The following is a 19,753-nucleotide window of genomic DNA, read 5'->3' on the forward strand; positions in this document are numbered from 1 at the left end:
GTGTGGCGGTGGGGCCCCTGAATGCGCTAGAGAATCCACGATGAACACGCTGGCCCAGATCGTTGAAGCACAATTGCTCAGCGCCATCGACAACGATGACCTGGTGCTGCCGACCTTGCCGGAAGTGGCCCTGAGCATCCGCGAAGCGGCTGAAGACAGCGAGATCAGCGTCAGCACCCTGAGCAAGGTGATCGGCCGCGACGCCGCGTTGTCGGCACGCCTGATCAAGGTGGTCAACAGCCCCCTGCTGCGTGCGGCCACCGAAGTCACCGACCTGCAGACCGCCATCACCCGCATGGGTATCAACTACAGCTGCAACCTGGCCATCGGCCTGGTGATCGAGCAGATCTTCCATGCGCGCTCACCAGTGGTCGAACAGAAAATGCGTGAAATATGGGCCAAGAGCCTGGAAGTGGCCGGCATCAGCTATGAGCTGTGCCTGCGCTTCACCCAGCTCAAGCCCGACCAGGGCGCCCTCGCCGGGCTGGTCCACCAGATCGGCGCATTGCCGATCCTGACCTATGCCGAAGAACACAACGAACTGCTCTCCGACCCGGTCTGCCTGAACCATGTGATCGACCTGATCCACCCGGTACTGGGCGACAAGATCCTCAGCGTGTGGGAATTTCCCGAGCAACTGGCCGGGCTGCCGAGCCTGTCGCAGAACCTGGAGCGCAGCACCGACAAGCTCGACTATGTCGACATCGTGCAGATCGCGCGCACCCTCAGCGATGGCAACGAACATGCCCTGGCGCGCCTGCCGGCGATGCGTCACCTGAAGCTGCCACCCAACAGCCACCTGCAGGTCAGCGAGCTGATCGGCGCCAAGCACATGTTTCGCGCCTGATCAGTCGCCCGGGTTGAAGCTGACCCGAACCTTGAGCCCGCCGCGCTCGCCATCGTGCAGGCTGATCTGCGCCAGGTGTGCGCGGCAGATCTCACCGACGATGGCCAGCCCCAGGCCGGTGCCCTGCGCACTGCGCCGATAGAAGCGTTCGAATACCCGCTCGCGCTCCTGCGGGGGAATCCCCGGCCCGTCGTCCTCCACCTCCAGCACCGCCGGGGCCGTCACCCGCAGAATCACGTTGCCATTGGCCGGGGTGTGCGCCAGGGCGTTGTCCACCAGGTTGCTCAGCAATTCGTTGAGCAGCGTCGGCTCGCCGCGTATCCACACCGGCGCCTGTGCTTCCAGTGCCAATGCCACACCCCGTGCATGCGCCAGCGGCGCCATGGCCATGCCCAGCTCGCGGGCCAGCTGGCTGAGGTCGAGCAACTGTGCACCACCCTCGGCAATGGCGCGCGCACCGTTCTCCACCCGTGCCAGCGACAGCAGCTGGTTGGCCAGGTGGGTCAGCTTGTCGGTGCCCTGGGCCGCCAGTTCGAGCGTGGTGCGCCATTCCTGCGGGTCCTTGGCGCGCAGGCCCAGTTCCACCCGCGCCTTGAGCGCCGCCAGGGGGGTGCGCAACTCGTGCGCGGCGTCGGCGATGAACTGCGCCTGGCGCTCGAACTGGCCCCGCAGGCGCTCGGTGAAGTGATTCAGTGCACGCACCAGCGGCCCCAGTTCGCGCTGAACCTGAACCACCGGCAGGGCGCGCAGGTCGTCGGGCTGGCGTTCTTCCACGGCGCTGCGCAGGCGCTCCAGCGGGCGCAATGCGGCGCTGACCGCAAACCACACCAGCAGCAACGCCCCCATCGCCAGCATGCCCAGGCGCAGCAGGGTATCGGCCATCAGGCTGCGGGCCATGCTCACGCGCGCCTCTTCGGTTTCGGCCACGCGGATCTCCGCCATGCCGTTCATGTTCGGCTCGCTCACCGCCTTGAGCAGGCTGACTACCCGCACGTCCTGGCCCAGGTAGCGCGCATCGTAGAAGCGCGCCAGGGCCGGATAGTCATCGGTACGCGGGGTATCGGGCGGCGGTGCGGGCAGGTTTTCGTAGCCGGAAATCAGGCGTTGATGGATGTCGTTGACCTGGTAGTAGATCCGCCCCGCGCTGTCGTAGGCAAAGGTGTCCAATGCCACGTAGGGCACATCGGCGCTGAGGGTGCCGTCGCGTTGCGAGAGCCCTGCGGCGATGGTGCGCGCCGAGGCCAGCAGGGTACGGTCATAGGCGGTGTCGGCGGCCTCGCGACCGTTCCAGTAGGCACTCAGCCCGCTGGCCACCATCAGCACCACCAGCAGCAGGGCGAGGTTCCACAGCAGGCGCCCGCGCAGGCTGCCGGCGTCACGCATCACGGTGCTCGAGCAGATAGCCCAGCCCACGGAAGGTGACGATCGCCACGGCATGACCGTCGAGCTTCTTGCGCAGGCGGTGCACGTAGATCTCGATGGCGTCGGGGCTGGCCTCCTCGTCCAGGCCGAACACCTGCGCCGCCAGTTGCTCCTTGCTCATCACCCTGCCGGGGCGGGCGATCAGCGCCTCGAGCACGGCCTGTTCGCGGGAGGTCAGGGCCAACAGCTCGCCCCCCAGGGTGAAGCGCCGGGTATCCAGGTCGTAGACCAGCGGGCCGCAGGTCTGCTGGCGCTCGCCACCGAGCACGCTGCGGCGCAGCAGGGCCTTGACTCGCGCCTCCAGCTCGGTCAGTTCGAACGGCTTGGCCAGGTAGTCGTCAGCCCCCAGGTTCAGGCCGTGCACCCGGTCCTTGACGTCGCTGCGGGCGGTCAGCATCAGCACCGGCACGGTCTTGCCGCGGGCCCGCAGGCGCGCCAGCACCTCGAAGCCGTCCATGCGCGGCAGGCCCACATCGAGCACCGCCACGGCATATTCCTCGCTGGCAAGGGCCAGGTCGGCAGCAACCCCATCGTGCAGCACATCCACCGTCAGGCCGGTGCTCTTGAGGGCCTGGGCCACGCTCTCAGCCAGTTGCAGATGGTCTTCGACGAGCAGTACACGCATCGATTTCTCCTGGTCGTGTCGCGTTCAATGGCGCGGAGTTTACAGCGCGGCGGGCGCCTGTGAAGCCATCGAAACATTGAAAGGCCACTGAAAGGTTAGCGAAAGGTTGAGCCCCTAGCATCGCCTGACGGCCCGTTGTACAGGCCGTAGATCGAACCGAAGCGTTCGACCCGAATAAGAACAATAACGGAGTCACCCCACGATGCTGTCCACCCAGCCTCAGGCGCCTGCGCCTGCCCGTCGCCTGCACCCTCGTCCCTCTGCCATCGCCAGTGCCCTCGCCTTTGTCGGCGTCGCCCCGCTGAGCCAGGCCGCGTTCGTCGAAGACAGCACCGCCACCTTCGAAACACGCACCATGTACTTCAACCGCGATTTCCACAACGAGCCCAGCACCACACAATCCAAGCGCGAGGAATGGGCCCAGGGCTTCATGCTCAACCTGGAATCGGGCTACACCGAAGGCACCGTCGGCTTCGGCGTCGACGCCCTGGGCATGCTCGGGGTCAAGCTCGACTCCGGCAAGGGCCGCACCGGCACCGGCCTGCTGCCGACCCATGACGACGGGCGCGCCGCCGACGAGTACTCCAAGCTCGGCCTGACCGGCAAGGTCAAGGTGTCGGCCACCGAGCTGAAGGTCGGTACGCTGATCCCGCAAACGCCCACCCTGCGCCCCAACGACGGGCGCATCCTGCCGCAGACATTCGAGGGCGGGCTGCTGACCTCCCAGGAAATCAGGCACCTGACCTTCACCGGTGGCCGCCTTGAAAAGGTCAAGGACCGCAACGACACCAACAAGGAAGACATCGCCCTCAACAACAAGAACGGTCGCTTCCTGGGCACGGCCGAGGGCAACCATTTCGACATGGCCGGAGTGGACTACAAGCTCACCGACCGCATCACCGGCAGCTATCACTTCGCCCAGCTCGACGACGTGTACCGCCAGCACTTCGTCGGCCTGCTCGCGACCCAGCCGTTCGGCCCGGGCACCTTCGGCGCCGATGTGCGTGTGGCGTTCAGCGGCGACCAGGGCCAGGCCCGCGGCGGCAGAATCGACAACACCGCCTTCGGCAGCCTGTTCAGCTATGCCCTCGGCGGCCACAAGCTGAGCACCGGCTACCAGCGCATGTCGGGCGACAGCGCCTTCCCCTACGTCGATGGCGCCGACCCCTACCTGGTCAACTTCGTGCAGATCAACGACTTCGCCCAGGCCGACGAGCGCTCCTGGCAAGTGCGCTACGACTACGACTTCGCCAAGCTCGGCGTACCCGGCCTGAGCTTCATGAGCCGCTACCTCAGTGGCGACAACGTCAGCCGCGCCGGCGGTGGCGAAGGCAAGGAGTGGGAGCGCAATACCGAATTCAAGTACGTGGTACAGAGCGGCGCCCTGAAGAACGTCGCCGTGCGCCTGCGTAACGCCACCTTCCGTTCCAACTTCTCCCGCGACGCCGACGAAGTGCGGCTGCTGGTGAGCTACAGCGTGGCGCTTTGGTAATCCGCCCATAACAACAATGTTCACGGAGACTGACGATGACTTTTTCACTGCGCAAGATCGCCCTGGCCACCGGCTGCCTGCTGCTGGCCGGCAACGTGCTGGCCGCCGAACCCAAACGCCCCGAGTGCATTGCCCCGGCCTCGCCCGGCGGCGGCTTTGACCTGACCTGCAAGCTGGTGCAGAGCGCGCTGCTCAACGAGAAGATCCTGAGCAAGCCGATGCGCGTCACCTACATGCCCGGCGGAGTCGGCGCAGTGGCCTACAACGCGGTGGTGGCCCAGCGCCCGGCCGACGCCGGCACGCTGGTGGCGTGGTCCAGCGGCTCGCTGCTGAACCTGGCCCAGGGCAAGTTCGGCCGCTTCGACGAGAACGCAGTGCGCTGGCTGGCAGCGGTAGGCACCAGCTACGGCGCCATCGCGGTGAAAAAGGACTCGCCCTACAAGACCCTCGATGACCTGGTGGCGGCACTGAAAAAAGACCCTGGCAAGGTGGTGATCGGCTCGGGCGGCACCGTTGGCAGCCAGGACTGGATGCAGACCGCACTGATTGCCAAGGCCGCCGGCATCAACCCGCGCGACCTGCGCTATGTGGCACTGGAAGGCGGTGGCGAGATTGCCACCGCATTGCTGGGCGGGCACATCCAGGTGGGCAGCACGGACATCTCCGACTCGATGCCGCACATCCAGAGCGGCGACATGCGCCTGCTGGCGGTGTTCTCCCCCGAACGCCTGGACGAGCCCGAGATGAAGGACATCCCTACCGCCAAGGAACAGGGCTACGACATCGTCTGGCCAGTAGTACGCGGGTTCTACCTGGGGCCGAAGGTGAGCGACGAGGACTACGCCTGGTGGAAGGCATCGTTCGACACGCTGCTGGCCTCGGATGAATTCGACAAGCTGCGTGACCAGCGCGAGCTGTTCCCGTTCGCCATGACCGGTGAAGCGCTGGACGTGTATGTGAAGCAGCAGGTAGCGGACTACAAGGCACTGGCCCAGGAATTCGGACTGATCCAGTAACCCATCGCTTCACCTGTAGGAGCCGGCCTTGCCGGCGAATCACCGCGGTCCCGCCAGGTCGGTGGCGCGTCATTCGCCGGCAAGGCCGGCTCCTACGGGTGCAGGTTTGCCCTTCGAGGATTCCCCCATGATCCTGCAACGCCTTTTCGCCCTGACCCTGCTGGCCGCCTGCGCCGCACTGGCCGTCATGGCCTGGCCCTACCAGGCCGCCTTCTCCTACGAACCGGTCGGCCCGCGCGCCTATCCGTTGCTGATGCTCGGCCTGATGGCCATCGCTCTGCTCTACCTGGCGATCCGTCCCACGCCCATCGTGCGCAAGGACGACGAACCAGAGCTGGACCGCGCCAGCCTGATCAAGATCGGCCTGTGCACCGGCCTGCTGCTGGTGTTCGCCGCCACCTTCGAATCCCTGGGCTTCATCCTCAGCAGCACGCTGATCGGCATCCCCATGGCGCGCCTGTACGGCGGACGCTGGCTGCCCAGTGCGGTCATCGTCGGATTGATGAGCATCGCCCTGTACCTGCTGTTCGACCGCGCCATGGATGTGCCCCTGCCCCTGGGCCTGCTCGACGTTCTGGAGAATTGACATGGATACTTTCAGCTACCTCGGCCAGGGCTTCGGCGTCGCCCTGAGCCCCTACAACCTGGTGACTGCACTGTGCGGCACCCTGATCGGTACGGTGGTCGGCCTGCTGCCGGGCCTGGGCCCGATCAACGGCGTGGCGCTGCTGATCCCCATCGCGTTCGCCCTGGGCCTGCCGCCGGAATCGGCGCTGATCCTGCTGGCCGCGGTGTACCTGGGCTGCGAATACGGCGGGCGCATCAGCTCGATCCTGCTCAATATCCCCGGTGAAGCCTCCACCGTGATGACCACCCTGGACGGCTACCCCATGGCTCGCCAGGGCCTGGCCGGGGTGGCGCTGTCGCTGTCGGCCTGGAGCTCGTTCATCGGTGCGTTCATCGCCACCTGCGGCATGGTGCTGTTCGCCCCGCTGCTGGCCAAGTGGGCGATCGCCTTCGGTCCGGCGGAGTATTTCGTGCTGATGGTGTTCGCCATCGTGGCACTGGGCGGCATGGCCGGCGACAAGCCGCTCAAGACCTTCATCGCCGCCCTGATCGGGCTGTTCCTTTCGGCCGTGGGCATCGACGCCAACAGCGGTGTGTACCGCTTCACCGGCGACAGCATCCACCTCACCGACGGCATCCAGTTCGTGGTGCTGGTGCTGGGCCTGTTCTCCATCAGCGAGATCCTGTTGCTGCTGGAAAAGACCCACCACGGGCACAAGGCCGTGGAAGCCACCGGACGCATGCTGTTCAACCTCAAGGAAGCCGCCTCGGTGTTCGTGGTGAACATCCGCTGCGGCCTGCTCGGCTTCTTCATGGGCGTGCTGCCCGGGGCCGGTGCGACCCTGGCCAGTGCCGTGGCGTACATGACCGAAAAACGCCTGGCCGGTGCCAGCGGCACCTTCGGCAAGGGTGACAAGCGCGGCCTGGCCGCTCCGGAAACCGCCATCGGCGCCTCCTGCTGCGGCGCCCTGGTGCCGATGCTGACCCTGGGCGTACCGGGCTCGGGTACCACGGCGGTGATGATCGGTGCCTTGAGCCTGTACAACATCACCCCCGGCCCGCTGCTGTTCGAACAGCAACCGGATATCGTCTGGGGCCTGATCGCCTCGCTGTTCATCGCCAACATCATGCTGGTGATCCTCAACATCCCCATGGTGCGCCTGTTCACCCGCATCCTGTCGGTGCCCAACTGGGCGCTGGTGCCGGTGATCGCGATCATCACCGCGATCGGCGTGTATGCGGTGCATGCCACCACCTTCGACCTGTTCCTGATGATCGGCATCGGCATCTTCGGCTACATCCTGCGCAAGCTGGACTTCCCGCTGTCGCCGCTGCTGCTGGGCTTCATTCTCGGCGGGCTGATGGAGCAGAACCTGCGCCGGGCGCTGTCGATCTCCAACGGTGAACTGGAGATTCTGTGGGCCAGCCCGATCAGCCTGGGGGTGTGGGCGATGGTCGCGTTGATGCTGACCCTGCCGCTGCTGCGTATATGGCGCCGCCGCAGCGCCCAGCGTCGTGCCCTGGCCGATGTCTGAATCCACCTTGCGCACCTGGTGGGCCACTCCACTGGTCGGCCTGGCCGGCGGATATCTCGCCAGCCTGGTCGGCTGGCCGCTGCCATGGATGGTCGGCTCGCTGCTGGCGGTGATTCTGGTGCGCTGCCTGACGCCCTGGCAGATCGGTGAAATACCCAACGGGCGCAAGTGCGGCCAGTGGATCATCGGCGTCGGCATCGGCCTGCACTTCACCCCCCAGGTGGTCGAACAGGTGGCCAGCCATTTCGGCTTGATCTTCTTCGGCGCGCTGATCACCAGCGTATCCAGCCTGATCGGCGTATGGCTGTTGCTGCGCACCGGTGAAGACCGGGCCACGGCGTTCTTTTCCAGCATGCCGGGCGGCTCGGGCGAGATGGTCAACCTGGGTGCACGCAACGGCGCAGTGCTCAGCCGCGTCGCCGCCGGGCAGAGCCTGCGGGTACTGGCGGTCGTGCTGTGCGTGCCCGCAGCGTTCAAGTTCCTGCTCGGCGACGGCGTACCGTTGAGCCATGCCGGTACGGTGGATGGTTACTGGCTGGCGTTGATCGCGCCGCTCGGGGTGCTGGCCGCACTGCTCTGGCAGCGCCTGCGCCAGCCCAACCCGTGGCTGTTCGGCCCGCTGCTGGTGGCCTCGAGCATCAGCATCGGCGCCAACCTGCACACCGGCCTGCCCGACGGCGCCAGCCAGCTCGGCCAGTGGCTGATCGGCAGCGGCCTGGGCTGTCACTTCAACCGCGCGTTCTTTCGTCGCGCGCCGTCATTTCTGGGCCGTACCCTGGTCGCCACGGCACTGACCATGCTGCTGGCGGGCCTCGCGGCCTGGGCCTTGAGCGCGTTGACGGCGCTGGACCTGCGCTCGCTGACCCTGGGCATGATGCCCGGCGGTATCGCCGAAATGAGCCTGACCGCCGAAACCCTGCAACTGTCGGTACCGCTGGTGACCGCGCTGCAGGTGATGCGCCTGCTGTTCGTGCTGTTTCTGGCCGAGCCGTTGTTCCGGCACTGGGCGGGCGAACGAACATCCGCCAACCCCTGAAACGAGAAAAGGAAGCCGAGGTTTCCTTTTCTTTTCTACTGCTCGCCTGATCAGAAGCGATAGCTTGCGCCGAGGCTGAAGCTGTACGGCATCTCGATGTTCTTGCCGTTCATGTAGCCAGCCTCGCCGTACACCTGGAAGTCCTTGGCGACGGTCCAGGCAACCCCTGCGCCCAGCTCGGCGCGCGAACCGGACAGGTCGTTGTTGAACACGTTGTTGTTCACCTGCACCTGGTTGCGCTGTGCGAACTCATGGGCAAACGCGGCCTTCACATAGGGCTGGATCATGCTGTCGCCGCCCAGCGAGATGGTCTTGCCGAGCGTGGTACCGACCTTGCCCAGCAGCGAGCGGCTGACATCGCCATTGGCGTCGAAACCGTTGTCCAGGGTGAAGTCCTTGCCGGCCACCGCCGCAGCGGCCACCTGGGCGAAGGGTTCGATGAAGTAGCCATCGTCGAGCTTGATGTGCTTGCCGACTTCGACCGAGGCGCTCATGCCGTGGGTGTCGTAGTCGCCCTTGGTGCGGGTGCCATCGCTCAGGCCGACCTTGGCGTCATTCTGGTAGCGGTTGTACTTGAGCACGCTGTCGACGTAATAGCCGCTCTCAGGGTCCATCCAGGTGGCGTAGCCGCCCACATAGTAGCTGTCGATGCTGCCCGAACTGCCGTAGCTCAGGTTCAGGTCCGAGCGGCTGTGGCCGGCCAGCAGGCCCAGGGTCCAGTTGCTTTCGCCCAGTTGCGCATCGGCCCCGAAGGTCAGCCCGCGCTGGTTCTGCTGGTACCCTACGCCCGACGAGGCGTCGGCAATGTTGTGCTGGTTGCCGTAGGCACGCATCCACACCCCGGCGTTCTTGCCCTGATTGTAACGCAGTTCCCCCATGCGGCTGCGCAGCGAGGTCATTTCGCCGTAGGCGATGGTGATCGGGGTGTTGAACAGGGCCATGACCGTGCGGGTCATCGGGCTGATGGTGCGGGTTTCCCTGTCCAGGTACCAATCCTGGCCGTCCTTCACCAGCTTGTAGGAGTAGGCACCCAAGTCTACTTCCTGGCGATCGTTGAGCAGGCTGAACTGCGCATCGCCCGAGCCCGTATGAACCAGCTGCAGGCGCTCCACGCTGGCGGGGTCGGTACCGCTGGTGCCGACCATCAGCCCATGGGTGCCGCTGGCGTTGCCGGTGACGTTCAGGAAATCGGTGGCGCCGCTGGCGAAGTTGGACGCCATGTAGAACTCGCCATTGCCCGACAGGCTCTGCACATTCAGTTCATAGAACGAGTTTTCGTCGCCGAAGGTGATGCGGCCCCCGGTCATGGCCAGGTCGCCGATGGTGTTGTTGGCGTTCAGGTTCCAGTTGGAGTTGCTGTTGATGTTTACCTGCTGCACACCGTTCAAGTTGCCGGTGAGTTGCGAGCGGTTGTCAAGCGCCAACGACGCGTTGGCACCAGGTGTAACAACTACATCCCCCACCAGAGACGCCTGATCAAGTTTCAGGTTAGCGGTGGCGGTATCAGCAATTTGCACATTGCCGCGCAACGAAGAAGCTGCCACGTTCAGGTTGGCCGTGGCAGGGCCCTGGACCTCAAGAATGACGCCGTTACCACCGTTCAAGGTCGAACCATTTCTAACATTGATTTCAGCGACCGTATCAGTGCGCACCAGAACTGCAGGGCCCGTACCGCCAGTGGCACTGGAGTTATCCAAGGTGAGTGTCGGCGCTTGCGAATTGATGGCTGACTCGCGCCCGATGCGAACTCCGGCCGCTGTACCGTTGAATTGCGTACCGGAAGTAGCGGTGACAGTGCCGCCAAGGATCGCTAGGCCGATGCCGTCGGCATTGCTGCCAGTGACCGTGGTCCCGCTGATGTTCAATGTGCTCCTGGCGGACACCTGGGCCCCCAGCCTAGCGCCGGTAATAGTGCTGTTGCTGACAGTGGCGGTGGACGGTGCGGCCCCTACCCGTGCTATGGCCATCCCGACAGCGCCCGTTGAGGAAACAACTGCCCCATTCACGGTCGCGTTGCTGCCAAACAGGTGCAAGCCGTTGGAACTGCCGCCCGAGATAGTGCCGCCATTGAGCTGCACGGTCGACGCGGTAACACGAATGGACAACGTGGAAGCATCCTGGGTAGTCAGCACTGCACCATTGACGAGATCATAAGTATCCGGTGCATCTGCAGCGGTAAGTGTCAGCGTCTGGTTATCAACTAGAATGGCCAATGCCTGCTCACTTGCAAGCGCCCATGGCAATAGCATCAACATATTCACAAATACAAATAGCGGCTTTTTTGCGCTTGTTTTATCGATTGTAGTTCGCATGCATGGACCCCTTGAAAAATAATCAGTTGAATTGAGGCGACTGCCTCGACTCGTAACTTCAAAGGTACATAGCCTAGGGGTATTGAATAGTGAGATATGTAGGAAATTTCCTAGGTAGCTTGCATTTAATTCCTCACCAACGCAGCGTGCTGGGGTTTCCCCCAGCACGCGACTGTCAGCTCTGAGGCAGACACAAACCGCCACCTGGCTTACGCAGGGCATAACGCACGGCCGATGCCTGAGAGCTACCCGGAATATTACCGGCCTTTACGATCCGCCAACTGGCGCGGAACGACCCCAATTCATAGTACTTGCCAGGCTGGTCAGCGATTTCGAAGTAAGACTTGAGCAGTGGCAACACACGCTCGATTCGATTTGAAGTAGCCTCTTGATCACTGACAACCACCGGTATTTCCCGCGTCCTGTCAGTGACAACTATTGAACCGGCCTTATCGCTGCACACGCTGAGTGTAATAAATACAAGATCATCTTTGGATAACACTCCCGCACGCTCTGCGATCGCCAACCTGATACCGTCTGGCAAAGGACGAGGACGTTCACAATTCAATATACCCAAAGCGGTCACTGGCGTTGTACCCGGTACATCGCTGCTACCGCCAATGCGATCCGGGAATGTCACTTTTGCAGTTACCGTCACGGTGGCAATACTGACCTCTACGCTGCCATCGACCGCCTGTTGCGGGTTGCCGGTGGTTTCGGTTTCCTGGATTTCGTAACCGATCGCGATGGTGCCATTGCCCAGGCTCTCGACGAAATTCCAGGGAATCGGGATAGAGATGACAGTCCCCGGTGTTTCGCCTGCGGCGATGGTGTGTGTAACTGCATTGTCTTTTCGACCATAGAACAACCGGACGAACTCACCCACTTTCGCATTCTCGTACACGGTAAAGAGCAGAACCGCACCTGAGCCGACATCCGCTGGGCGAATAAAACCAGGTTGTTTCGAACTGTTGCCTTGAGCGCGAACCGGTACCAGCGTGGCGTTGATCGGTCCAGGCCCGACAGGGTCGGGGCCTATGGTGGTCAAGTCAACCGCCACCTCGGTGTCGGGCGATGTCCAGGTGTTCTTGCCACGAATGACGTCATACCATACCCGTACCGCTGGGTCTTTCACCTGGTCATTGGGCAAAGCAATCTCATCCCAGTTAAAGGTGACCCGATCATTCGGCCAGATAATGACTTTTACAGTGTCCTCATCACGGTAATACACCCGAATTTCATCGCCTGCCTGAGCGTTTTTAAAAGCCGGCACGATAGCTTCCACGCCAGTGCGGGCGTCCTCCCGACTAATCGGTGCAGCGGGTACCAGCGGCTTCAGCAGGTCCTCGGGTTCGGGGGTCAGACGCACCGTCAGGTGAACCGGGATGGAAAAGTCCGAGCGATTCCCAGCCCGGTCCTCAAGCTTGTACTGGAGCACCGAAACACCTTCGCCAATCGCTTTGATAGTGTCCTCATCGAGTTCGATGTCGAAGCCATCGTCCTCTGCCTCTGGGGGAACGTCGCCACTGCGAACAGGTACCGGGTTACCAGCGATGTACAACTGATATTTGTCGCCCGGGTAATAATCAAAATAAGGAGGAACATGAAGCGTCAATGTACCGCTGTGCTCAGCAAGGTATTTCAGGGTAACGACGCCATCAGTCACGTCGGCAGGGTACTCGATTGGCGCGGGGTTATCGTTCAACGCGGGGTCCAGCAAATCCAGTGTCAGCAGTTGAATTTCAGATTCTTCTTTGTTGCCCGTCTCATTACTATATACCGAGTACCCAATCAATTTGATACCATCCCCGCCCACTTTCAAACTGTTGAAAGGGATGACAAAACGACCAGGAAGATCGGTGGCAGCAACAGGCACTTCAAACTTGTAGGTATACTGCACACCGTCTTCTACGCCGTTGACAACCGGAACACCATTTACATGCAGAGTTACATAATCGAAACTGCCATCATCCCCCCCCGAAGGCACCCACAATGGAATCTCCAACATTAGCCCCGACTTGAACTGGTCTCGGTGAAAAAGATTGACCTTACCATCGTCTGCAGCAGGCAATACATTATCCATCACAAAATCTTCAACTGCATTCACCCCGCCGACGCTCATCACCCCGAACCCCGTGGGCGCCTTGGCGGCTTTAAGTTCATTACTGTGCGTAACAACTGCTTGAAGACCCTCTTCCAATGCAGTTTTATTATCCTGATCACGCTTGGCCCGGTACTCTGCAATCGCGGGATTTTTTGCCTTGGCGGCTTCACCGGTATTTGCCTTTTCTAAAATAGTCATCTTGACTCTCCATTTCAGGTAGATTTGCTAAACACACAACAGGCACGTGACGCTTCCTCAATCAGCCTGTGCGCCGCTGATTGCTTCATACGTTCGATACTTGCTAATGCCGCTACCACGTTCCTACGTCAGGTGCGAAGTACCTGGCCGATTTAACCGCGGCTAAACGTTGCTACCATCACATACCGAGCCATTCGGAAGTTGTAGCGATATGAAAGTCATCTCCCGATCGGATTCACCACCCTGTCCATCCGCTCTGGCCACTCTGTAATTCACTACTGCAACCCCCTCGACATCCTTGCCATCTGCCTCATTGGCACGCTTAAGGGGTTGTAGGACCAAATCGGCAAAGCGTGTCATCGTAAACATAAAGCCGTTATTAACCTGCGCCGGGGTAGACAGCTTGATGGGATCGAAATAAACAACATCAGTCAGTGATCCCGTGGGGGGCGTTGATGAAGCCCCCTCAAGAGTGCGAAACAGTTGCCAGGACACTTCGACGTTGTCCCCTACGCCCCACAATCCAGGGTTGCCTGGCACGCTGATACGTATACCGTTCCAGGGTTTTTTCTGGCAGTTGATCCACCCCCAGAGCGTGACATCAGGAAATTTTACCGGTTTGAAGCCAACGATTGGCTGGACAGCAACCCGCACATGCGTATCACGGGCACGATGGCGGTTGACGCCATTGAACGTCCAGTAGAACACCGCAATCGCGGGCCCATCTCCCGCAGCCAGCACTGCGGCATAGGGCACGGGGGAAAACCTGACGACGCTGCCTGCGGTATCGCCTGCCTTCACGGTGTAGGTAGCGACCACGTCGGCGTTATTACCCCAATACAATTCAAGTATTTCGCCTGGCTCAGGCACTGTATACAGCGTCACCTCGACAGTGACTGGCAGGTTCATGTCCTGGCGGGTCAGGATGTTGTCACCTGTTCTGCCTTTCACCACTACCGGCTTTAGCAATCGGTGAATAGGATCGGGGCCTTCAGGGTCGGGGCCTGCGACACTCAGGTCTACCTCGAATGCAACTGTTGAGGAGGTTGAGGTGATTTCCCGAGTCAGCGTGTAGTACACCTTGCAAGCAGTGCGCCCCGAAAAGCCATCGGCGGCCAGGATTTCCCACGCCACAGGCAACCTAACGGGCCAGGTGGCGGTGGACGGTACGGTGTAAGGTGCCAATGTGCGTCCATTCCAATAGGCTTGCAGGGTGTCCCCAGTACGCGCGTCTACGATACGTGGAATATGCACCTGCACACCGCGACGGGCGTCCTCAAGGTCGACCAAACCATCTTCAGCCAGCGGCACCTGAGGCGCAGGCAGCACCATTGGCTGCGCCACATTCACGGTCAGGGGCAAGGACAAGGAGATGGCTCCCCGATTGCTAGCGCGATCCATCAGCCAGTAGTAGAGCACTCGCGAACCGTTGGCTTTCCTGCGAACATCGTCGCCCCTGATCGTCAACTCGACAAAGCCCTGATCCTTGTGCGACTGCTGGATCTGCAGCCTCGCCAGGGGGTCGAACAGGGGGCCTTTCGACGGTTCAAGGAAGACTTCGATCACATCCTCCAACCGCACGTCCGGCCACAGCTCGACCCTGACAATAACCCTGTCGTTGTTGCGTACCAGGTAAGCTTGATCGATGGTGCGCGTGTTTTCATTCAATGCGGGGGGATTACCGGCCTGGCCGTTGTTGGGGGCGGTCTTGTCAAGAAACACTGCGGCGGGCTGGGAGGTCTCCGGGTTGAGTACCTCTGTGATCCATACCCGGTAGGAAACGTAGAAGATTCCTTGAGTGCGCAGGTAGGGTTCAGGTATAGCCGCATCCAGCGGAAAAAGGTCTGCGGGATCGGCCGTCATTGGCACTTCCCAGCTTCCAACCACTACACCGATTTCAGCCCCACTCGATACGGCGCTGCCCCATATCAGATCAAAATGCAGTATTGCGCCATCAAAATAGTCTTGTTCGTAACCTGGCCAGGCACTCTCGATGAGAACTGCCAGCGGCCGGGTCTGATTGGCCAGTGGAATTGTATACACCCCTGCCTCGTCGGCCAGCAGAGGCAGTGCAGCAGGAACCCGCAATGTAGGCAGAATCAAAATACCGATCGATTGGCCGCTGCGGCCTGACCCCATCATGCTCAGTTTGGTCATCTGCGTATTCCTCGGGCCTGGTGGTCAAAACCATTTCAGGGCGCTGCTCGACTCACAGCCATGGCGCAAATGTAATGGCGGAATACGCTTCGCGAAACTGACAGAAATACCAGGTAGGTGCGCTTACAACGCCGGTAGCGCCCACTGCACCGGCGCCAGCCCGTGCTGTTCCAGAAACTTGTTGGCCCGGCTGAAATGCCCGCAGCCGATGAAGCCACGGTAGGCCGACAACGGTGAAGGATGCACCGACTTGAGCACCAGATGCTTGGTACCGTCGATCAGCGCAGACTTGCTCTGGGCATGCTTGCCCCACAACAGGAACACGGTGGCGGGCTGGCGCTCACTGACCAGCTGGATGATGCGGTCGGTGAACGACTCCCAGCCTTTTTTGGCATGCGACGCGGCAATCGAGCGCTCCACGGTCATGGTGGTATTGAGCAGCAGCACGCCCTGTTCGGCCCAGCTCTGCAGGTAGCCGTGGTTCGGGATCGGGATGTTCAGGTCGCGCTGCAACTCCTTGTAGATGTTCACCAGCGACGGCGGCGCGGGCACCCCAGGCTGCACCGAGAAGCACAGGCCGTGTGCCTGGCCCGGGCCGTGGTAGGGGTCCTGCCCCAGAATCACCACTTTGACCTGGTCCAGCGGTGTGGAGTTGAGCGCATTGAAGATCAGCGGCCCCGGGGGATAGATCTCCTTGCCGGCCGCATATTCCTGACGCAGGAACTCACGCAGTTGCTGCATGTAGGGCTGTTCGAATTCGCCGCGCAGAGCGTCTTTCCAGCTCGGTTCGAGTTTGATGCGGTCATCGTTGGTCATGGGCACTCCCGTAGGCAATGGGGGCGGACACTAGGAAAGCTGCCAGCGCTTGTCAATCGATCCGACCGGCGACCGGCATGATCGCTGACAGTAGCCATACTTGTCGGGATAACCGCAGTGAGGTGGCCCATGGCCGTAGCGTTCGAAGTACTCACCGGCGTCGATGGCGCCCGCATCGGCGTTGCCAGCCTGGATGCGCCCCAGTCGCTCAACGCCCTGTCGTTGCCGATGATCGAGCAGTTGAGCACCCACCTGCAAAGCTGGGCCAAGGATGACGGCATCGTCTGCGTGCTGCTGCGCGGGCTGGGTGACCGGGCGTTCTGCGCGGGGGGCGATGTCCGCAGTCTTGTGGAGGCGTGCCGCGCACAGCCTGGTGAAGTGCCGCCGCTGGCGGCGCGTTTCTTCGCCGCCGAGTACCGGCTCGACTATGACCTGCACCATTACCCCAAGCCTCTGCTGTGCTGGGGGCACGGGCATGTGCTGGGCGGCGGCATGGGCCTGCTGCAGGCCAGCACGGTACGCATCGTGACCCCGAGCAGCCGCCTGGCGATGCCGGAAATCAGTATCGGCCTGTACCCGGACGTGGGCGCCAGCTGGTTCCTGAACCGGCTGCCAGGGCGGCTTGGCCTGTTCCTTGGGCTGACTGGCGCGCCGATCAATGCACGCGATGCACTGGACCTGGGCCTGGCGGACCGCTTCATGGGCGAAAACCAGCAGGACGAGCTGATTGAAGGGCTGTTGCAACTGAACTGGCAGGAGCAGACCGCGATGCAGCTCAACAGCCTGCTCAAGGCGTTGCAGCAGCAGGCGCTGGCCGAGTTGCCGCCGGCCCGATGGCTGCCACGCCGGGCGCAGATCGACGCGCTGCTCGATGTCAGCGACCCGGCCTGTGCCTGGCGGGCGATCGCACAGTGGCGCATGCACGACGACGAGGTCCTGGCCAAGGCGGCACGCACCCTCACCGAAGGCTGCCCGCTGACCGCGCACCTGGTGTGGCAGCAGATCGCGCGGGCGCGCTACCTGTCGCTGGGGCAGGTGCTGCAGATGGAATATGCGATGAGCCTGAACTGCTGCCGGCATCCGGAGTTCAGCGAAGGGGTACGCGCGCGCCTGGTGGACAAGGACCAGACGCCGCATTGGCATTGGCAGGAAGTTGCTCAGGTCCCCCAGGCAGTGGTGCAGGCGCACTTCAGCAAGGCATGGGAGGGGCGGCATCCGCTGGCTGACCTTGTGTGAAGCCAGCGAATGCGATGTTCACCGGTGCGAGTTGCGATCGCCCCAGCCGTTGTCGCTGCGACCCCGGTCACGCCCATGATCGCGCCCACGGTCATTGTCCCGCCCCTGATGCCACTGCTGCCCCTGACCATAGCGCGGGTTCTGGTAGTAACGCCCTGGGGCGGGGCGCACATTGTAGTAGCCATGCCCCGGTACCGGGCGGTACTGAGGCACGGGCGCCGGGCGGTAGTAACGCGGCACGGGGGCGTAATAGCGAGGCTGCGGCACCACGTAGTACCCCCTGTTATAGGGATAACCACGGTCGTAACCACGGTATTCATAGCGGTCCACGGTGTACACATCACTGCGGTAGTAGCCCTGGCCACCGTAATACGGAGCACAGGCGGTGGTCAGCACACCCAGCACAACAATCAGCAAAAGTCGGCGATACATGGCGGCCTCCCGGACCGCTGAACTGCACATCCCAGCGGCGCTGGTCGGCGTCGATCGGCAAGCGTTCATCGACATAGGCTAAGACCACCGAATCGACGTGCCGTGCGTTTTTCGAAATAAATTGTGACAAGGCCGATACCCCTGAAAATCGTCCAGTTATTTTCTGCGCGCCCCTCTAGAATAAGACGCATCGGTACCCGCCACGGATCTGCCATGCCGCTTCGTTACGCCCTGTTCTCGCAACGCTCGTTGATGCTGGCATTGCTTTTGTTGCTTGGCTGCGGCTTTCTGGCCACGTCGCTGCTCAGCTACTTTGCCTCGCGCAGCGAGATCCGCGACAACATCATCAACACCGAGCTGCCGCTGACCTCCGATACCGTCTACTCCGAAATCCAGCGGGACCTGGTGCGCCCGGTGGTGATCGCCTCGATGATGGCCCAGAACACCTTCCTGCGTGACTGGGCCCTGGCCGGCGAACAGGACCCGATGCCCATCACCCGCTACCTCAATGAAGTGATGGCGCATCAGAATGCCTACACGGCGTTTTTTGTCTCCGAGGCCAGCGGCATCTACTACCAGGCCAAGGGCGTACTCAAGCATGTCGACCCGCGCACCGAGCGTGACCGCTGGTACGCACGCGTCAAGGCGATGGACACGCCCTACGAGATCAACGTCGACCTGGACATGGCCAACCAGGACAAGCCCACCGTCTTCATCAACTACAAGGTGTTCGACTACCAGGGCAGGTTCATCGGCGCGGCTGGCGTCGGGCTGACGGTCGAAGCAGTGATCAGGCGCCTGAGCGACTACCAGTTGCGCTATCAGCGTACGGTGTATTTCGTCGATGCCAGCGGTCGCATCGTGCTCACCGGGTCTGCCGGCGGCCCCGAAGGCGTACACAGCGGGCTCACGCTGCGCGAGGTGCCAGCGCTGGCCGACCTGCAGCAGAAAATGCCCGTGCCGGTGGAGGGCAACCGCGAATACAACCATGATGGGCACAGCCACTTTCTCAATGTGCGCCTGATCCCCGAGCTCGACTGGTACCTGTTCGTCGACAAGCGCGACGGCACGGCCCTGGACAGTGCACGCCAGTCGCTGTACATGAACCTGGTGATCTGCGCGATGATCACCCTGGTGGTGCTGTCGCTGCTCAATGCGATGATCCGTCGCCATCAGGACAACATCCAGACCCTGGCAACAATCGACAGCCTGACCGGCCTGCCCAACCGACGCGCCTTCGACCTGCTGGCGGCACAGGCCCTGCTCGACACCGAGCGCGAGCCCATGCCGCTGGTGGCACTGCTGCTCGACCTGGACCACTTCAAGGTCCTCAACGATACCCACGGCCATCTGGCCGGCGACGAAGTGCTGCGTCAGTTCGCGCGCATCCTGGAAAGCTGCCTGCGCCATACCGACATCATCTGTCGTTGGGGCGGCGAGGAGTTTCTCGTGCTGCTCAAGAACACCGACGCCGACGCCGCACGGGCGGTTGCCGAAAAGATTCGCCTGCGCACCGAGCAACTGGCCTTCGGCTATGCCGACAAGGTGCTCGACCTGACCGTGAGCATCGGCTTGAGCGCCCATCGGTCCGACGATACCTTGCACACCCTGATCGCCCGCGCCGATGATGCGCTGTACCGCGCCAAACAGGGTGGACGCAATCGCGTCTGCTCGGAACTGTAAAACGTCGCCCCCGGTAGCCACCACCATGAACGATACCCGCCTGTGCCCCGCCTGCGGCGCCAGCAACCAGTGCAGCCTCGCCGACCCGCGTAGCGCCACCCAGGCCTGCTGGTGCTACAGCGTGCAGATCGATCCCCGCGTGCTCGAAGCGCTGCCGGCGCATTTGCGCAACAGTGCCTGCCTGTGCCCGCAATGCGCCCTGGTCGATGCCCGATTGCAGGCAGCCAAGCCTGCGCCGAACCGTTAGACTGCGCGCCCACGTCTGTACGCCCAAC

At 62.3% G+C, this 19,753-nt stretch carries 16 protein-coding genes; 9 read left to right on the forward strand and 7 right to left on the reverse strand.

Features of this window, described 5'->3' with window-relative positions; all coding sequences use genetic code 11:
* Positions 1–40: 40 nt before the first annotated feature.
* The gene (locus NP552_RS12415; protein WP_054914777.1) at positions 41–847 is read left to right on the forward strand and encodes an HDOD domain-containing protein; all 807 of its coding nucleotides are present in this window, start codon (positions 41–43) and stop codon (positions 845–847) included.
* On the opposite strand, the gene NP552_RS12420 is transcribed toward NP552_RS12415, so the two are convergent.
* Together NP552_RS12420 and NP552_RS12425 are read right to left on the reverse strand one after the other, a co-directional pair.
* Complete coding sequence (locus tag NP552_RS12420) at positions 848–2,230, reverse strand: sensor histidine kinase (RefSeq protein ID WP_043860097.1); 1,383 nt, start codon at positions 2,228–2,230, stop codon at positions 848–850. It lies immediately after the preceding gene.
* A complete protein-coding gene (locus NP552_RS12425) occupies positions 2,223–2,894 on the reverse strand; it encodes a response regulator (protein ID WP_043860096.1) in 672 nt (223 codons plus the stop codon). The genes NP552_RS12420 and NP552_RS12425 overlap by 8 nt, the downstream gene beginning before the upstream one ends.
* Positions 2,895–3,096: 202 nt before the next feature.
* Between NP552_RS12425 and NP552_RS12430 the strand changes: the two genes are divergently transcribed.
* The 5 genes from NP552_RS12430 (at position 3,097) to NP552_RS12450 (ending at position 8,540) form a co-directional block, all read left to right on the forward strand.
* Positions 3,097–4,386, forward strand: a complete 1,290-nt coding sequence (locus NP552_RS12430; RefSeq protein WP_274096774.1) for an OprD family porin — start codon at positions 3,097–3,099, stop codon at positions 4,384–4,386.
* A 35-nt stretch (positions 4,387–4,421) separates the two neighbouring features.
* Complete coding sequence (locus tag NP552_RS12435; protein WP_043860094.1) at positions 4,422–5,402, forward strand: Bug family tripartite tricarboxylate transporter substrate binding protein; 981 nt, start codon at positions 4,422–4,424, stop codon at positions 5,400–5,402.
* A 127-nt stretch (positions 5,403–5,529) separates the two neighbouring features.
* Entirely contained in the window at positions 5,530–5,988 is a 459-nt protein-coding gene (locus tag NP552_RS12440) for a tripartite tricarboxylate transporter TctB family protein (RefSeq protein ID WP_043860093.1), read from the forward strand.
* 1 nt (position 5,989) lies between these two features.
* Positions 5,990–7,504, forward strand: a complete 1,515-nt coding sequence (locus NP552_RS12445) for a tripartite tricarboxylate transporter permease (protein WP_043860092.1) — start codon at positions 5,990–5,992, stop codon at positions 7,502–7,504.
* Positions 7,497–8,540, forward strand: a complete 1,044-nt coding sequence (locus NP552_RS12450) for an AbrB family transcriptional regulator (protein WP_043860091.1) — start codon at positions 7,497–7,499, stop codon at positions 8,538–8,540. Before NP552_RS12445 ends, NP552_RS12450 begins: the two co-directional genes overlap by 8 nt.
* 50 nt (positions 8,541–8,590) lie before the next feature.
* Here the strand turns inward: NP552_RS12450 and NP552_RS12455 are convergent, their stop codons facing one another.
* From NP552_RS12455 to ung, 4 genes are all read right to left on the reverse strand, one after another.
* Positions 8,591–9,964: an autotransporter outer membrane beta-barrel domain-containing protein gene (locus NP552_RS12455; protein ID WP_274096775.1), complete on the reverse strand. Its 1,374-nt coding sequence runs from the start codon at positions 9,962–9,964 to the stop codon at positions 8,591–8,593.
* 1,063 nt (positions 9,965–11,027) lie between these two features.
* The gene (locus NP552_RS12460; RefSeq protein ID WP_058540935.1) at positions 11,028–13,154 is read right to left on the reverse strand and encodes a hypothetical protein; all 2,127 of its coding nucleotides are present in this window, start codon (positions 13,152–13,154) and stop codon (positions 11,028–11,030) included.
* Between the two features lie 162 nt (positions 13,155–13,316).
* Entirely contained in the window at positions 13,317–15,311 is a 1,995-nt protein-coding gene (locus NP552_RS12465) for a hypothetical protein (RefSeq protein ID WP_274096776.1), read from the reverse strand.
* Positions 15,312–15,434: 123 nt separating this feature from the next.
* A complete protein-coding gene (gene ung, locus NP552_RS12470; RefSeq protein ID WP_104572008.1) occupies positions 15,435–16,127 on the reverse strand; it encodes a uracil-DNA glycosylase in 693 nt (230 codons plus the stop codon).
* Positions 16,128–16,256: 129 nt separating this feature from the next.
* On the opposite strand from ung, the gene NP552_RS12475 reads away from it, so the two are divergent.
* Positions 16,257–17,363, forward strand: a complete 1,107-nt coding sequence (locus tag NP552_RS12475) for an enoyl-CoA hydratase/isomerase family protein (protein ID WP_043860088.1) — start codon at positions 16,257–16,259, stop codon at positions 17,361–17,363.
* Between the two features lie 18 nt (positions 17,364–17,381).
* Here NP552_RS12475 and NP552_RS12480 read toward each other — a convergent pair whose 3' ends face one another.
* Positions 17,382–17,795, reverse strand: coding sequence for a hypothetical protein (locus tag NP552_RS12480; RefSeq protein ID WP_274096777.1), 414 nt, complete (start codon positions 17,793–17,795; stop codon positions 17,382–17,384).
* A 213-nt stretch (positions 17,796–18,008) separates the two neighbouring features.
* Between NP552_RS12480 and NP552_RS12485 the strand changes: the two genes are divergently transcribed.
* Both NP552_RS12485 and NP552_RS12490 read left to right on the forward strand, forming a co-directional pair.
* Positions 18,009–19,478: a sensor domain-containing diguanylate cyclase gene (locus NP552_RS12485; RefSeq protein WP_043860086.1), complete on the forward strand. Its 1,470-nt coding sequence runs from the start codon at positions 18,009–18,011 to the stop codon at positions 19,476–19,478.
* A 25-nt stretch (positions 19,479–19,503) separates the two neighbouring features.
* Positions 19,504–19,725, forward strand: coding sequence for a cysteine-rich CWC family protein (locus NP552_RS12490; protein ID WP_274096778.1), 222 nt, complete (start codon positions 19,504–19,506; stop codon positions 19,723–19,725).
* The last annotated feature ends 28 nt before the right edge of the window (positions 19,726–19,753 follow it).

It is taken from the genome of Pseudomonas sp. 8209 (assembly GCF_028682105.1).
GTDB classification, from domain to species: domain Bacteria; phylum Pseudomonadota; class Gammaproteobacteria; order Pseudomonadales; family Pseudomonadaceae; genus Aquipseudomonas; species Aquipseudomonas palmensis.

What these genes read in the sequence shown, in the direction of transcription:
- NP552_RS12415 (WP_054914777.1), top strand. Translation starts at nt 41, where the DNA reads ATGAACACGCTGGCCCAGATCGTTGAAGCACAATTGCTCAGCGCCATC.
- NP552_RS12420 (WP_043860097.1), bottom strand. Translation starts at nt 2,230, where the DNA reads ATGCGTGACGCCGGCAGCCTGCGCGGGCGCCTGCTGTGGAACCTCGCC.
- NP552_RS12425 (WP_043860096.1), bottom strand. Translation starts at nt 2,894, where the DNA reads ATGCGTGTACTGCTCGTCGAAGACCATCTGCAACTGGCTGAGAGCGTG.
- NP552_RS12430 (WP_274096774.1), top strand. Translation starts at nt 3,097, where the DNA reads ATGCTGTCCACCCAGCCTCAGGCGCCTGCGCCTGCCCGTCGCCTGCAC.
- NP552_RS12435 (WP_043860094.1), top strand. Translation starts at nt 4,422, where the DNA reads ATGACTTTTTCACTGCGCAAGATCGCCCTGGCCACCGGCTGCCTGCTG.
- NP552_RS12440 (WP_043860093.1), top strand. Translation starts at nt 5,530, where the DNA reads ATGATCCTGCAACGCCTTTTCGCCCTGACCCTGCTGGCCGCCTGCGCC.
- NP552_RS12445 (WP_043860092.1), top strand. Translation starts at nt 5,990, where the DNA reads ATGGATACTTTCAGCTACCTCGGCCAGGGCTTCGGCGTCGCCCTGAGC.
- NP552_RS12450 (WP_043860091.1), top strand. Translation starts at nt 7,497, where the DNA reads ATGTCTGAATCCACCTTGCGCACCTGGTGGGCCACTCCACTGGTCGGC.
- NP552_RS12460 (WP_058540935.1), bottom strand. Translation starts at nt 13,154, where the DNA reads ATGACTATTTTAGAAAAGGCAAATACCGGTGAAGCCGCCAAGGCAAAA.
- NP552_RS12465 (WP_274096776.1), bottom strand. Translation starts at nt 15,311, where the DNA reads ATGACCAAACTGAGCATGATGGGGTCAGGCCGCAGCGGCCAATCGATC.
- ung (WP_104572008.1), bottom strand. Translation starts at nt 16,127, where the DNA reads ATGACCAACGATGACCGCATCAAACTCGAACCGAGCTGGAAAGACGCT.
- NP552_RS12475 (WP_043860088.1), top strand. Translation starts at nt 16,257, where the DNA reads ATGGCCGTAGCGTTCGAAGTACTCACCGGCGTCGATGGCGCCCGCATC.
- NP552_RS12480 (WP_274096777.1), bottom strand. Translation starts at nt 17,795, where the DNA reads ATGTATCGCCGACTTTTGCTGATTGTTGTGCTGGGTGTGCTGACCACC.
- NP552_RS12485 (WP_043860086.1), top strand. Translation starts at nt 18,009, where the DNA reads ATGCCGCTTCGTTACGCCCTGTTCTCGCAACGCTCGTTGATGCTGGCA.
- NP552_RS12490 (WP_274096778.1), top strand. Translation starts at nt 19,504, where the DNA reads ATGAACGATACCCGCCTGTGCCCCGCCTGCGGCGCCAGCAACCAGTGC.